This window comes from Lentibacillus amyloliquefaciens (genome assembly GCF_001307805.1).
Lineage (GTDB): Bacteria > Bacillota > Bacilli > Bacillales > Amphibacillaceae > Lentibacillus > Lentibacillus amyloliquefaciens.
Genome location: NZ_CP013862.1, coordinates 2,820,300 through 2,832,549, shown reverse-complemented (window position 1 = coordinate 2,832,549; position 12,250 = coordinate 2,820,300). Strand labels below are relative to the sequence as shown.

17 protein-coding genes and 1 pseudogene are annotated in these 12,250 nt (G+C 44.2%); 5 read left to right on the top strand and 13 right to left on the bottom strand.

Annotated elements, in window-relative coordinates:
• Positions 1-89: 89 nt before the first annotated feature.
• Positions 90-452: a DUF485 domain-containing protein gene (locus AOX59_RS14315; protein ID WP_068446596.1), complete on the top strand. Its 363-nt coding sequence runs from the start codon at positions 90-92 to the stop codon at positions 450-452.
• Positions 449-1,987, top strand: coding sequence for a solute symporter family protein (locus AOX59_RS14310; RefSeq protein ID WP_068446594.1), 1,539 nt, complete (start codon positions 449-451; stop codon positions 1,985-1,987). The genes AOX59_RS14315 and AOX59_RS14310 overlap by 4 nt, the downstream gene beginning before the upstream one ends.
• Before the next feature lie 85 nt (positions 1,988-2,072).
• Here AOX59_RS14310 and crcB (AOX59_RS14305) read toward each other — a convergent pair whose 3' ends face one another.
• The 3 genes from crcB (AOX59_RS14305) to AOX59_RS14295 are packed head-to-tail and all read right to left on the bottom strand — an operon-like array spanning position 2,073 to position 4,124.
• Positions 2,073-2,429: a fluoride efflux transporter CrcB gene (gene crcB / locus AOX59_RS14305; protein WP_237049274.1), complete on the bottom strand. Its 357-nt coding sequence runs from the start codon at positions 2,427-2,429 to the stop codon at positions 2,073-2,075.
• The gene (gene crcB / locus AOX59_RS14300; protein ID WP_237049273.1) at positions 2,426-2,848 is read right to left on the bottom strand and encodes a fluoride efflux transporter CrcB; all 423 of its coding nucleotides are present in this window, start codon (positions 2,846-2,848) and stop codon (positions 2,426-2,428) included. Before crcB (AOX59_RS14300) ends, crcB (AOX59_RS14305) begins: the two co-directional genes overlap by 4 nt.
• A gap of 7 nt (positions 2,849-2,855) precedes the next feature.
• The gene (locus AOX59_RS14295; RefSeq protein WP_068446590.1) at positions 2,856-4,124 is read right to left on the bottom strand and encodes a CynX/NimT family MFS transporter; all 1,269 of its coding nucleotides are present in this window, start codon (positions 4,122-4,124) and stop codon (positions 2,856-2,858) included.
• 261 nt (positions 4,125-4,385) lie between these two features.
• Here AOX59_RS14295 and AOX59_RS14290 point away from each other — a divergent pair, with 261 nt between their 5' ends.
• Together AOX59_RS14290 and yidC are read left to right on the top strand one after the other, a co-directional pair.
• Positions 4,386-4,754, top strand: a complete 369-nt coding sequence (locus tag AOX59_RS14290) for a hypothetical protein (RefSeq protein ID WP_068446588.1) — start codon at positions 4,386-4,388, stop codon at positions 4,752-4,754.
• Positions 4,709-5,461 (top strand): membrane protein insertase YidC, encoded by a 753-nt coding sequence (gene yidC / locus AOX59_RS14285; protein ID WP_335338752.1) that lies wholly within the window; start codon positions 4,709-4,711, stop codon positions 5,459-5,461. The genes AOX59_RS14290 and yidC overlap by 46 nt, the downstream gene beginning before the upstream one ends.
• A gap of 101 nt (positions 5,462-5,562) precedes the next feature.
• Here the strand turns inward: yidC and AOX59_RS14280 are convergent, their stop codons facing one another.
• The 5 genes from AOX59_RS14280 to AOX59_RS19765 all read right to left on the bottom strand — a co-directional run bounded on the left by AOX59_RS14280 (position 5,563) and on the right by AOX59_RS19765 (position 9,408).
• On the bottom strand, positions 5,563-7,176 hold the full coding sequence (locus AOX59_RS14280; protein ID WP_068446587.1) for an FMN-binding glutamate synthase family protein: 1,614 nt from the start codon (positions 7,174-7,176) through the stop codon (positions 5,563-5,565).
• Between the two features lie 172 nt (positions 7,177-7,348).
• A complete protein-coding gene (locus tag AOX59_RS14275; RefSeq protein WP_179946409.1) occupies positions 7,349-7,507 on the bottom strand; it encodes a hypothetical protein in 159 nt (52 codons plus the stop codon).
• A 241-nt stretch (positions 7,508-7,748) separates the two neighbouring features.
• The gene (locus AOX59_RS14270; RefSeq protein ID WP_068446585.1) at positions 7,749-8,153 is read right to left on the bottom strand and encodes a hypothetical protein; all 405 of its coding nucleotides are present in this window, start codon (positions 8,151-8,153) and stop codon (positions 7,749-7,751) included.
• Positions 8,154-8,367: 214 nt separating this feature from the next.
• Positions 8,368-8,913, bottom strand: coding sequence for a GNAT family N-acetyltransferase (locus tag AOX59_RS14265; protein WP_068446583.1), 546 nt, complete (start codon positions 8,911-8,913; stop codon positions 8,368-8,370).
• A 351-nt stretch (positions 8,914-9,264) separates the two neighbouring features.
• Positions 9,265-9,408 carry a hypothetical protein gene (locus AOX59_RS19765; RefSeq protein WP_156418712.1) on the bottom strand — a complete coding sequence of 48 codons (144 nt, stop codon included), beginning with the start codon at positions 9,406-9,408 and terminating at the stop codon, positions 9,265-9,267.
• A 127-nt stretch (positions 9,409-9,535) separates the two neighbouring features.
• On the opposite strand from AOX59_RS19765, the pseudogene AOX59_RS19295 reads away from it, so the two are divergent.
• Positions 9,536-9,685 (top strand): annotated as a pseudogene (locus AOX59_RS19295) (IS200/IS605 family accessory protein TnpB-related protein); the annotation flags it as partial.
• Between the two features lie 119 nt (positions 9,686-9,804).
• Here AOX59_RS19295 and AOX59_RS14260 read toward each other — a convergent pair.
• The 5 genes from AOX59_RS14260 to AOX59_RS20050 form a co-directional block, all read right to left on the bottom strand.
• Positions 9,805-10,263 (bottom strand): helix-hairpin-helix domain-containing protein, encoded by a 459-nt coding sequence (locus tag AOX59_RS14260; protein WP_068446581.1) that lies wholly within the window; start codon positions 10,261-10,263, stop codon positions 9,805-9,807.
• Between the two features lie 115 nt (positions 10,264-10,378).
• Positions 10,379-10,879 (bottom strand): GNAT family N-acetyltransferase, encoded by a 501-nt coding sequence (locus AOX59_RS14255; protein ID WP_335338751.1) that lies wholly within the window; start codon positions 10,877-10,879, stop codon positions 10,379-10,381.
• A gap of 14 nt (positions 10,880-10,893) precedes the next feature.
• Positions 10,894-11,454: a protease complex subunit PrcB family protein gene (locus AOX59_RS14250; protein ID WP_068446577.1), complete on the bottom strand. Its 561-nt coding sequence runs from the start codon at positions 11,452-11,454 to the stop codon at positions 10,894-10,896.
• 21 nt (positions 11,455-11,475) lie between these two features.
• Positions 11,476-11,904, bottom strand: coding sequence for an HIT family protein (locus tag AOX59_RS14245; protein ID WP_237049272.1), 429 nt, complete (start codon positions 11,902-11,904; stop codon positions 11,476-11,478).
• 62 nt (positions 11,905-11,966) lie between these two features.
• The gene (locus AOX59_RS20050) at positions 11,967-12,128 is read right to left on the bottom strand and encodes a glycine zipper domain-containing protein (RefSeq protein WP_169792881.1); all 162 of its coding nucleotides are present in this window, start codon (positions 12,126-12,128) and stop codon (positions 11,967-11,969) included.
• Positions 12,129-12,250: the final 122 nt, after the last annotated feature.

The window sequence follows — 12,250 nt, the reverse complement described above, 5'->3', positions numbered from 1 at the left end:
TTCATCGTATTCTCAAACATTTGTGGTGAGGTTTAACCGGGGCCCCTTCTTTGAAAGCGGTGCCCCTCCACTTAACATGGGAGGTTTTTATGAGTACTGTTAACGAAATGAAAACAGACGGCCAAACCAATCAAAAGGTTGACTTTGAAAAGATGGAACAAAGTGAGCAGTTTCAAAGGTTTATGAAAAACAAGAAAAAATTCATAATACCTTATACGATATTTTTCCTGGTTTTTTACTTTATGCTGCCAATCTTGACGTCATACACAACCTTCTTAAACACACCGGTATTCGGTGATATTTCGTGGGTATGGCTGTTTGCCTTTGCCCAGTTTGTGATGACATGGGTTCTGTGTACGATTTATGTCAAAAAAGCAGCCAAATTTGATGAAGAAACAGACCAGATCCTTGAAGATCAAATTGATAATGGGGATGGAGGGAAAGCCTCATGAGTACTACAGTTGTTGTACTGTTTTTGATCATCGTTTCTCTGACGCTTGCCATTACGTTCTGGGCTTCCAGACAGACCCAGACAACCGGCGATTTTTATACAGCTGGCGGAGGGCTGACCGGCTTTCAAAACGGACTCGCCATCTCAGGTGACTACTTATCGGCAGCTTCTTTCCTTGGGATTGCCGGTTCAATTGCCCTTTTTGGCTTTGACGGCTTCTTTTACAGCATAGGGTTTTTAATTGCTTATCTGGTTGTATTGTTTTTAGTCGCGGAACCACTCAGAAACCTTGGCAAATATACAATCGCCGATATGCTTAATTCACGGTTCGATGCCAAAAAGGTCAGAGGCGCTGCAGCATTGAGCACGATTACAATCTCTTTGTTCTATATGATCGCCCAGCTTGTCGGTGCCGGCGCCCTTATCCAGTTATTGTTTGATATTCCATATACAGTCGCCGTTCTGATTGTCGGGGTCATGATGACGATTTATGTTCTATTTGGCGGCATGGTCGCTACAAGCTGGGTTCAGATCGTCAAAGCAGTTCTTCTGATGGCCGGAATGCTGATTCTGTCGTTCCTTGTTCTGATGCATTTCAATTTTAATATCGGAGCCATGTTCGAAGAGGCCAAAACGGCTACATCTCACGGGGCTGATTATTTGAACCCGGGGCTTAAGTACACATCACCACTTGATACGATCTCACTAATGCTTGCGCTCGTCCTTGGTACAGCCGGATTGCCACATATCTTGATGCGCTTTTTCACAGTGAAAGATGCTAAAACAGCCCGAAAATCAGTCGTCACCGCTACATGGATCATTGGCGCGTTCTATGTTCTGACATTGTTCCTCGGATTCGGCGCAGCTATTTTCGTCGGTGAAGGAACGATTACTGAAGCTAACCCTGGCGGAAACATGGCAGCACCACTTCTGGCTGAAGCAATCGGTGGCGAGTTCTTGTTTGCGTTCATATCTGCTGTGGCATTTGCCACCATTCTGGCAGTTGTTGCCGGCCTTGTTTTGTCAGGCGCATCAGCATTCGCCCATGATTTATACGGACAGATCATTAAAAAAGGCCAAGCCTCCGATAAGCAGCAAATGCTGGCAGCGCGTTATGCTGCTCTGGGCGTATCGGTACTATCGATTGTCCTATCGGTGTTCGCACAGTATTTGAATGTAGCATTCCTTGTTTCGCTCGCTTTCTGTATCGGGGCAAGCGCCAATTTGCCGGTTATTCTGTATACCGTGTACTGGAAGCGTTTCAATACAACAGGCGCCGTTTCAGCAGTCCTGTCCGGCCTGATTTCAGCGCTGGTGCTTGTTTCCATGAGCCCAAGTGTTTTCTCGCCGACTGAAGGCGCAGCGTTGTTTGTCGGGGATCCACTCTTCCCGCTCAGTAACCCGGCGCTGGTATCTGTGCCAATCGGCTTCCTTGGCGGCTATCTTGGCACCATACTCTCTGGCGGTTCAGACGCCAAACGATATGCTGAAGTTAAGGTGAAAGCACATACAGGCTATCGGGACACTGGAAGTTAGAAGGTTTTTTTAAAGCGACTGCTGACATGGCAGTCGCTTTTATAATGGGTGGAACTCGAAACCGAATGAAGTTACCTTACCGACGTTATAATAGTAATCCCAGAGAAGCTGCACCAATCCCGGGAGCAACAGATGTCAAAACATAAACTACAGCAGTTCTCCACCTTTTGGCCTCGAGCAATGAAATCGTCTCATGACCAAAAGTTGAAAAGGTGGTAAATGCTCCGCAAAAACCTGCTCCAAAGAAAAACCATACACCCTCACTAATAGCACTCGCCCCATAAAGACCGGCAAGCAGCCCAAGTAAAAAGGAACCAGCTATATTCGCAAGCCATGTGCTGAGTGGAAATGGATATGTACGTCTTTTATTAATACAATCACTCAACAAATACCGTGCCGCAGCTCCCATCGAACCACCGAGTCCAACCAACCATACTATCATTCGTCATCAGCTCCACTCCGGTCATGAAAGACCGCCAATTTGAACCCGGCATATGCCAATAGCAAACCGCCACCCGTACTTGCAATAATGTAAAGTATCACCTGAAAAGCGAAGCCTTGTTGCAATAAATTCATGGCTTCCAATGAAAACGTCGAAAAGGTAGTGAATGAACCCGTAAATCCAGTACCGATCAATAACGCAATGCCAGGCTTCAATTTTCCACTTTGACTTACAAATGTCAGAAACCATCCCAGAAATAAACACCCGGCTAAATTGATAATTAATGTATTCAGCGGGAACTCTCCCGCATAAAGCCAATCACTAAGCGCAAACCGGACAACCGCTCCCAGAAATCCGCCAGCCATAACAAGCAGCACTTGCATAAAAATCACCTGTTTCTTATTAATCTCAAGTATCAATTAATGCCTACAAATTCCGGGAACGCATATCGGCTCCAGCACTTTCTTCTTCCAGCCCGGACATATCCCTGAATTCATCCTCCACTGTCCGATTCCGGCCGGCACCGTAGCCGACAACTGCCATTAGAATCGACACGGTAAGCAACACTATAAGCGGCGTCTGCCAGCTTGAGGTAATATCATTTAATGAACCAAGAACAATCGGCCCCAAGGCAGCCAGAAAATAGCCAAGTGCCTGGGCCATCCCTGATAACTCCGCTGCCTGTTGTGCATCTTCTGTCCGCATACCCAGAAAAGAGAGTGCCAATGGGAACAAACCGCCTGTCGAAACACCGAGCAGCGTAACGCTTGCGATCATGATAAAGTTGGATTGCCCGAACAACAGCCCGGCGGATCCTGCAGTTGCCAGCAAACAAACACCGACTGTCAGACTGCTTTGTGATTTAATTTTGCCGGCAAGCACCGGGAGCAAGCTGGCCGGAAGACCGATGAATTGTGCATATGACAGCATCCAGCCCGCTGTACTGCTGCTTGCACCATAATCCTGTAAAATAGCCGGAAGCCACGCAATAATGACGTAATATAAAAAAGCCTGTAAGCCAAGAAATGCAGCTACTTCCCAGGCAAGACGCGATTTCCACATCCGCACGTCACTGGCTGTAACATAATGCATGCTAACCTCGTTGGCGGCACGTCGCTTTTTGACAAAATAAACCCAAATGCCAATTCCAGCAATCGCCGGGAGCCCCCAGATGGCAAGCGACCACTCCCACCCGAGACCTGCATTATTCGCCAGTGGCACACTGATCCCGGAAGCCAGAGAAGCCACAAGCCCCATGGCAATTGAATAAACACTGGTCATGAGTGGCACTCGATTTGGGAATCTTTCCTTAATAATACCAGGTAAAAGAACATTGGAAACCGCGATTCCCACCCCAATCAACAATGTCCCGCCGAAGAGAAAAACCGGCATCGGCACCGACCGCGCCAGTATGCCAATGAAAAGCACCACCATGCCGTTGATCAGCACAATTTCGTTCGAATATTTGTTACCGAGCTTAGGTGCAATCGGCGACATCACGGCAAACGCAATGAGTGGGAGACTGGTCAGAATTCCGACACTCCAGCTGGCAAGACCCAGGTCGTCCCCGATAACGTTCGCTAATGGGCCGACAGATGTAATCGCCGCACGCAAATTAAAGGCAATCACAATAATTCCAATTACGAGCAATATCTGATTATACCGTTTCAAGTCTTCAAACTGATAGATTCCCATAAAAAAATGATGCTCCTTCCTCTCTAAACAGATTCCGCATGCATCATATAATACGGATAATTTCATTGACCATCCTTACTATTCCATAAGACCGGTCAGTTCAAACAAATTTTAACATGTTGCCTTCATAATACCATCAAACAGATAATAAATTTACATAAAGGCGCTCAGATCCTCTCTTCACGCTTACTATTTTCAGCCATTTGTAGTATGATTGATATTAGATATATGTACGAACATCGTGAAAGGAGGTGAATACAGATGATCATCGAACTATTATACGAACTACTTGCCGATACTTCACCTTTTTACTTCTATTTCAGTATCGTCATGTCTGTCATTGGCACGATTAAAATCACTCAATTCAATTTGTACAAGTTCATCGGGCATACTCATGTGCATACGAAACATTCACACTCCATTGAAATCCAGTCGGCCCCGAACCAGGAATCAATCGGAGAGACTACAGATGTCATGGACTGGATCGTTCAAAAAGCCAAACGAGTAGATGCCCCGGATGATGATACCGACCACCACGCCTTCTCTTTTTTCAACGTAATAATGAAAAAAAGAGGAGGACATAGATGGAACGAAAATCTGTATTCACTTTTGCGAACAAATATAGCCTGATTGGGCTGTTACTTGTCATTTTCCTGGCAGGCTGTGGATCACTCAATGAGCCCATTAATGCTGACACAGAAGGTTTTTTCAATCACTACTTCGTCTACAATTTTTCCCTTTTAATCAAGGGGCTGGCCTCATTTCTGAACGGGAGTTACGGCCTGTCGATTATCATCATTACACTCATCATCCGGCTTATCATCATGCCGTTCATGCTGAAGCAGACGAGAAGCAGTTTGGAAATGCAGGATAAAATGAAGGAACTCAAACCGGAAATGGACGAGATCCAATCTAAATACAAAGATAACAAAGACCGGGAATCACAAATGAACATGCAGCAGGAAATGATGCAACTCTATCAAAACCACAATTTCAATCCGCTCGCCTCAGTAGCCGGATGCTTGCCAATGCTCATCCAAATGCCGGTTTTGATTGCTTTTTACTATGCGATTTACCGGACACCGGAGATTGCGGAACATCAGTTTTTGTGGTTTGACCTTGGTGAGACCGACATTTTGCTGACTATCCTGGCGGTCGTCATTTATTTTGTCCAATTCAAGGTTTCACAAATTGGACTGGAACCGCAACAGAAAAAGCAAATGGCTGTCATTGGCATGGTGTCTCCGGTCATGATTGGTATCGTCTCTCTGAATGCACCGGCAGCATTACCGTTGTACTGGGCGGTTGGGGGTTGTTCATTATCGGCCAAACACTGATTTCCAAGAAAATTTATTTAGCCCATAAAAAAAGGACGGCTGCAGCTGAATCGTCCTAAAATTTAAGGAGATTGCAAAGGTGCAATCTCCTTATATTAAATTCATGCATTCATCGAGCCTTCCCCGCCAGGCTGAATCATCGACTGGTAAATATCATCAAGCGACCATGTCTTACCTTTTTCATCTTTATAAATGACATGTTCACGCTTAAAGTGCAGTGGAGACTCAAGCCCGGCCGCCGCTGCAACGCGGTATAAACCTTTGCGCATGGAAATCAGATAGTTAGCGGTACGGTGTTTCTTTTCATCAACAACGAGTGCTTTCTGGAGATCCGGATCGGTCGTCGCAACACCAACCGGACAACCGTTGGAGTGGCATTCCAGCGTCTGGATGCAGCCAACTGTAATCATGAATGCCCGGGCGATATTGACGAGATCAGCGCCCATGGCCAGCGCTATCGCAACCTGGTCAGGCGAATACAGCTTGCCTGAAGCAATGATTTTTACCCGGTCCCGGACTCCGTGTTTTTTCAATGCGTTATCCACCAATGGCAAAGCAGATTTGATCGGTAGCCCGACACTGTCTGTGAGCTCCTGATACGATGCACCCGTTCCGCCTTCACTGCCATCGATTGTGATGAAATCAGGGCCTTTTCCGGTATCACGTATCCCTTTTGCCAAATCTTCCGCTTCAAAGTGACTTCCCACCACAACTTTCATACCGACCGGCTTGCCGGAATGTTCCCGCACTTGTTCAATAAAATCAAACAGCGACGGTAAATCACTGAACTCCGGAAATCGGTTTGGGCTGTCGATAGACGTAAAAGGTTCAACCATCCGGATTCGGGCAATTTCTTCGTTCACTTTCTCGGCATCAACATGACCGCCGCGCGTTTTCGCACCTTGACCCAACTTCACTTCAAACGCCTTCAACTGTGGTATCTTGCTTTTTTCCTTCAGTTCATCCCAATTGAAATTGCCTTCCTTATCCCTGAGACCGAACATGCCGGGGCCGATCTGCATGATAATGTCGCCCCCGCCTTTCAAATGATAATCCGACAGACCGCCTTCTCCTGTATTCATCCACGTGCCTTTTGCAATGCCGAGCCCTTCCGACAAGGCCGTAATCGCCCGCTCCCCAAGTGATCCATAACTCATCGCCGACATGCCAATCTGCCCGCGCACTCTGAACGGGTCCTGGCAATTTTCGCCAATGACGATCGTATCGTCCTCATCAAGCAAATAAACCGGCGAATTCTCTTCCTCCAAGTGCTCTTCACGTTGAGTGAACAGTGGATCCTTGGTCAGTAAATAACGATTGGTCGTCACTTTTGCCTCCCTGTCCATTTTCAATTCTTCAGTCAACATTGGAAACATGCTATTCCGGATATAGTAGCCTTCTTTTTCAAAATCGCGCTGCGAGCCGAAGCCTTCCACATCACGTTTATATTTCGCTTTCTTCACAATATGGCCATACTCTTCCCGCGAAATCGGTTTGCTTTCCCTGTCATTATTAAAGAAATACTGCCGCAGCTCCGGACCGATTTTTTCAAAAAAATAACGCGCCCGTCCCACTACCGGATAATTGCGCAGGACCGGATGCTGACGCTGCGTACGGTCGACGAAATATATGTATATGCTAATTGCCAAAAGGATTAGCACGATAAGCGAAACAACAACAAACCCAATCACTGTCATAATATCTGCAATGTTCATTTGTCTGGTCCCCACCTTTTATAAAACTTTCTATTAAGTAGGATGTATCATTTTAATGAAATATATCCATGGAAGGAAGGGAAGCATTGGTGAACCTCTCCACCTAAATTGTAGATTTTGAAGGGGACTTCTTGCCGAGCACGTTAAAATATAAAGGCAGCAATGATTTATCTCATTGCTGCCTGCTTAAACTTTTTACTTCTGATTCAACTTTGAATACGCGATTGTTCAGTGCATCTGTCTTATCATCAAACTGATCAATTATCTTTTCAGTATAGTCACCTAAACTGGCGACGGAGATTTTTTTAAAGTCTTTCCTGACCGCCTTCAATCCTTTTCTGCCCTTGTTTCAAATCGGTTATATCTGTTCTTACGCCATCTAACCCTACTATTATACCATTAATATCAGACGAATGCAGATGAATTTTCGACTTTTATTCTATAGCGCTCATTATGCTGCTAATGGCAAAAGACTGTTATCTCGTAAGAAAAAAGTCTTTCGTTCCGATGCGTTATTATCGTTTCCCTTCAGTCAAAAGTCCATCGTTCATACCCTAACATTCTCTATCCCTCTATGAAGTTTGCTTGTTTTGATTATAAGCATTGGACTCATGTACATTCATGAAAACATTTATAATAAAAAGCACAACACCTGCAGCCACTGCTATACCTCCACCGAAAGTGAAGATATGCGCAACCGACAGCATACCCGGAATTTGTACCATAAACATGCTTAAAAGCAGAAACGGCATACCTATATTATAAAGCCAAAAATGCCACTTTCCCAATACACTGCTGCCAGCTTGAGGATAGGCAGTATACACAAGCCCTGTAATACCGATCGATGCCCACCCCGCTAAATTCACATGCGCATGAGCAGCCGCCCATTGAAGCTGAAGTGTGGAGGACATAAACATTCCAATCGCAATACCCAGGATAAAATAAATCACAGCTATCTTAATCCACTTTGCCCCCATTACCATTCATCCCCTTTATTCTTTTTCAAGTTTGATTGTGACTTTTGACTTGTTTAAACAATATGATGATATAATTGAATTAATGACGAACGCATCAATTTCTTAAATCAGAAGTTTGAATCTTCCCTGCCTTATGAGGGCTTTGCTGATAAAATGCCGGAGAACGCTGAAAATTAAAAGGCTCAGCCAACGATGACTGAACCTTTTAAATAACTCACAAAACCCTTGAGCGCAGCAATCCCATCACAATGGTGTCATAGTACGCTCCATCAACATACTCATTTTCCCTTAGACGTCCTTCAACTTCGAAGCCGCATTTTTCATAAGCTCTGATCGCCCGTTTGTTGCCGCTCCACGTATCCAGTTGTATCCGCCTCAAGTTCATACTGTTAAACAAGTGACGAACCAACGTCCGAATGATATCCGAGCCATAACCACCATCCCAATAATCACGCTCACCAATCGACAAACCGATCGTTGCTGTTCTGGTGACAAGGTTGACGTCCCGATAGTCACATTTCCCGATATGTTTACCGTCCGTTAATGTATAGACCGAAAATACACAGCCTTCCTGAACGCTCACTGTCATCAGATTTTTTTCATAAAAAGCTTCCATCATTTCAAGTGGCGTGTTGTTATACTGAAATGAATCAGATCCCGCGGCAAGATTGGCAAACGCTTCATCATTCCGCCATTTGTACTGATTTTTCAAGTCCTCTTTTGTTACCGCTCTAAGTTCTATTTTTTCGCCTTTTAACAATGTGATGCCTGCCTTTCATTAAATTTGCCGAAATTCCATACGTGACACGACGACCTTCGTGAAAATTTAATGTAAACATAAGCATCACACCTTTCATTGTTGGTAAGGACAGTATAGCATAATTGTTCAAGGGACTGGAATTTCCAATAGCAATTAGCACCATTCTTAATTCAACAGGAATTGCCTGGATAAAGACTTGGCGTCCTGGTGTATAAATTGAAAAATCCTACTTTCCGAAATACATTTCTACAGTATGGATTATATAATCCGCAATGGGGTCAAGATCAATACTTTCTCTCCATCTATCCAACTCCATTAATGATTCTACTGCGGATTTTCTCCATAGCACTTTCATTTATTTTTACCTAACATTTTGTTCATTTCTTCATCAGACAAAATGGGGTTATCATCTTTTAAAGCTTTTTTTAATTTTCTTTCCTCTTCCGGATCAGTTACTTCATAAGAATTCGTTTCATATACTTCATTTACTTCCATCAGTAAATATTTTTGATTGCCTACTTGATTGAACTACCCACCACTTAACAACCTGCGGATTGTTTGAAGTGGGGGATTCCTAAGAACACCAGCCTCATGGCCAGTTTTGATTAGGCTAGCCCCGCTAGATTTGCAGGTTGTAAACATGCTAAAAAATCATCGTTTGGCGAAAGCAATCAGTGATGTATCGTGGTCGACCTTCAAGGAAATGCTGACTTATAAAGCTGAATGGTACGGCAGACAAGTCGTAGTCGTATCGAAAACCTTTCCTTCTTCCATCGTTTACCGAGTGAAACTTTTCTGATTAAATTTCAAGATTAAACTTACTGCTTTTAAACGAACCCTTAATACCCTCATCGGCTCAGTTAATAGTTTGCTCTTTATTCAAAAAACCTATTAATACCATGCATCCACCGGCCTTGATTCCGGATAGCCGTTCTTCTCGCGGTAAGTCTTTCGCTCCCTTGTGAAATCAAACCATTGTTTCGTGGATCCAGGATGATTGGCATGATATATAACACACCTGATTTGATCCTCGACACACGGGTCAACCCAATATCCCAGATCGCGTTCCAGTTGATCCAATAATGCAGCACCGTTTTTATCCGTTAAATCATCAAGATTATAAAAGTTTAAATTGTTAACGAGTGTATCAGCAAATTTGTGACCGATTGAGGGAATCTGCTGAAACGTTGCCAGCGCCTTGATATATTTCGCTCGTTCGTTTGGCGCATTCAAATGGTGGGCTAAATCGTCTGTTTCCAGCAAATAGACTTCGCTCAATTTGACTTGAGCCTTTCGCAAATTCGATTTCTCTTCCGGCGTAAAAGTCAGCTTCGGAATTTTTCCTGCCATCGCTTCCACCTGCTTTCTCAATTTCTTGAATGATTACATTCAACGGGAACAACTCACGGAAAACTATAGCGATTCCGCACGAATCTACAGCGCAAACAGCCAAACTCACCCGTTCTTAAACCAGCTTGTACATATAATACTCATTTGCAGGCTGTCCATCGATCATCAGTGAATGGACTTTTTCACCTTCAATCTGGAAGCCCATTTTCTGGTAGAGCTTGATCGCTTTCTCATTGTCTTTAATGACTGTCAACTCCAGCCTTGATATATCGGTGTCGTCAGCCCATTCAAATACTTTCGTAATCAATGATGTTGCAATGCCTTGTCCGTAAAACCCATCATGAACACCCAAGGCGAGATATGCTGAATGCTTGTTCCGCTTCAATTTGCCGCCAAATGCAGCGATGAAACCAGTGAGATGGCCATCAGCTTCAGCTACAAAAAAGACTGATCGCTCCTCCAATGTGATTTTTTCAATAGCCTCTTTTTGCTGACAGGCAGTTGTTTTTCGCTCGCCGGGCTCATGCAGCATAAAACCTGACGCATCAATTCGTTTATTCAGTTTTAAAATTTTCTCTGCATCTTCTACTTCGATTGGTCTGATAATCATCGTCATGTCCACTCCATTCCTCAGCTGCCCGTCAGCTTGTCAGGGTGAACGGGATCACCCATCTCTTCGTTGTTGCTTCCTTTCAGCTCATTCTGTTTGCCTTGTTCTGAAAACTGATATTCATAATCACGCGTTCCTTCCAGTTCAGCTATCGCCATCGGATAAGTCAGGGCTTGCGTGTTAATGCTGCCTTCTTCCGGTGCAATGGTGTGGTATGTGACGTGAACCGTTCCCTTACCTGCTTTGGATTCCGGCGAAACAATTTTCTCAAGCTGCATCTCATCAATCGTTACGGCATAGCCGCCGGTCGATTTCTGTCCAAGCATGATAATGACGTACGTTTTGCCTTCCGCGTGAAAAACTTTTTTCGTTTCTTCTTTCCTGTTTTTCTCGACCCATTCCTGCACACTGTTCGGCGCTTCACCAACATCAATCGTCTTAAATGAAAGTTCTGACTTTTCCTTCGTGACCGGTCCTTCTTCACTCATTGTGTCGTCCTCCGTTGTGTCTGACGTGCAGCCAGTTAATAATAGGGCTGCCAAACTGATTAGCATGAAAAGGCCCATGAGATTCCGCTTCATAATCGGATACCCCTTTTTATATTACTTATTCCAGTTGAGTCCTGTGAATCCTTTTCTTTCATTCTTATCGTTCTTAAACATATACCGTATCCCTTTACCAGCAAGTGGCTCATCCGCGTATCTGGGCAACACATGCAAATGCGCATGAGGAATATGCTGTCCACTGATTTCACCGCAATTCCAGCCAAGATTATAACCGTCAGGCTGATACGTTTCGTCAATATATTTTTTTACATGCGGAAGCAGCTCGTATGTCGCCTGCCATTCCTCCAGACTCAAATCAAAAGCCGTCTGTCTGTGCGTTTTCGGGACAATTAGCCCAGCACCTTCAAGCTTAACCCCTTTGATCCGAGCCTGATCCAGCTGCAAAAACATACAGTAATCATTGCTTAAAATGATTTTCTGATCCGCTTCCAGCTTCGGTTCGCAAAAAACACAGTTTGATTCCACATACATTCTCCTTCTCCAAGTCAGCAACTTCTATTTGACAGCACTGATAAATTTTTCATTAGTTACTTAGCGTTCCATAAAGAACCAAGACCTGCTCCCAGTGCAACACCAATCGCAATTCCTATAGCGAGATTATCAAACGCCACACCAAATGCAACGCCCAATGAAAGACCGATTGCGATTCCAAGGCCCATAGGATTATCAGAATTATTATTGTCACTCATGAAGATGTCTCCTTCACTAACCGTTTGTTTGTTATAATTATAACATGATTATTTTTAGATGATTGTTACAATTATATAACCCTTGATAAATCCCTTGTATGACAGAATTGCAACCTCAAGTT

Excerpts from the sequence above, each read along its gene's own strand:
- AOX59_RS14270 (WP_068446585.1), bottom strand. The coding sequence starts at position 8,153 with ATGGGGGCAAAGTGGATTAAGATAGCTGTGATTTATTTTATCCTGGGT.
- AOX59_RS20050 (WP_169792881.1), bottom strand. The coding sequence starts at position 12,128 with ATGAGTGACAATAATAATTCTGATAATCCTATGGGCCTTGGAATCGCA.
- AOX59_RS14310 (WP_068446594.1), top strand. The coding sequence starts at position 449 with ATGAGTACTACAGTTGTTGTACTGTTTTTGATCATCGTTTCTCTGACG.
- AOX59_RS14260 (WP_068446581.1), bottom strand. The coding sequence starts at position 10,263 with ATGGCAGGAAAAATTCCGAAGCTGACTTTTACGCCGGAAGAGAAATCG.
- crcB (WP_237049274.1), bottom strand. The coding sequence starts at position 2,429 with ATGATAGTATGGTTGGTTGGACTCGGTGGTTCGATGGGAGCTGCGGCA.
- AOX59_RS19765 (WP_156418712.1), bottom strand. The coding sequence starts at position 9,408 with ATGGAAGTAAATGAAGTATATGAAACGAATTCTTATGAAGTAACTGAT.
- AOX59_RS14255 (WP_335338751.1), bottom strand. The coding sequence starts at position 10,879 with ATGACGATGATTATCAGACCAATCGAAGTAGAAGATGCAGAGAAAATT.
- AOX59_RS14315 (WP_068446596.1), top strand. The coding sequence starts at position 90 with ATGAGTACTGTTAACGAAATGAAAACAGACGGCCAAACCAATCAAAAG.
- AOX59_RS14295 (WP_068446590.1), bottom strand. The coding sequence starts at position 4,124 with ATGGGAATCTATCAGTTTGAAGACTTGAAACGGTATAATCAGATATTG.
- yidC (WP_335338752.1), top strand. The coding sequence starts at position 4,709 with ATGGAACGAAAATCTGTATTCACTTTTGCGAACAAATATAGCCTGATT.
- AOX59_RS14280 (WP_068446587.1), bottom strand. The coding sequence starts at position 7,176 with ATGAACATTGCAGATATTATGACAGTGATTGGGTTTGTTGTTGTTTCG.
- AOX59_RS14290 (WP_068446588.1), top strand. The coding sequence starts at position 4,386 with ATGATCATCGAACTATTATACGAACTACTTGCCGATACTTCACCTTTT.
- AOX59_RS14250 (WP_068446577.1), bottom strand. The coding sequence starts at position 11,454 with ATGAAGCGGAATCTCATGGGCCTTTTCATGCTAATCAGTTTGGCAGCC.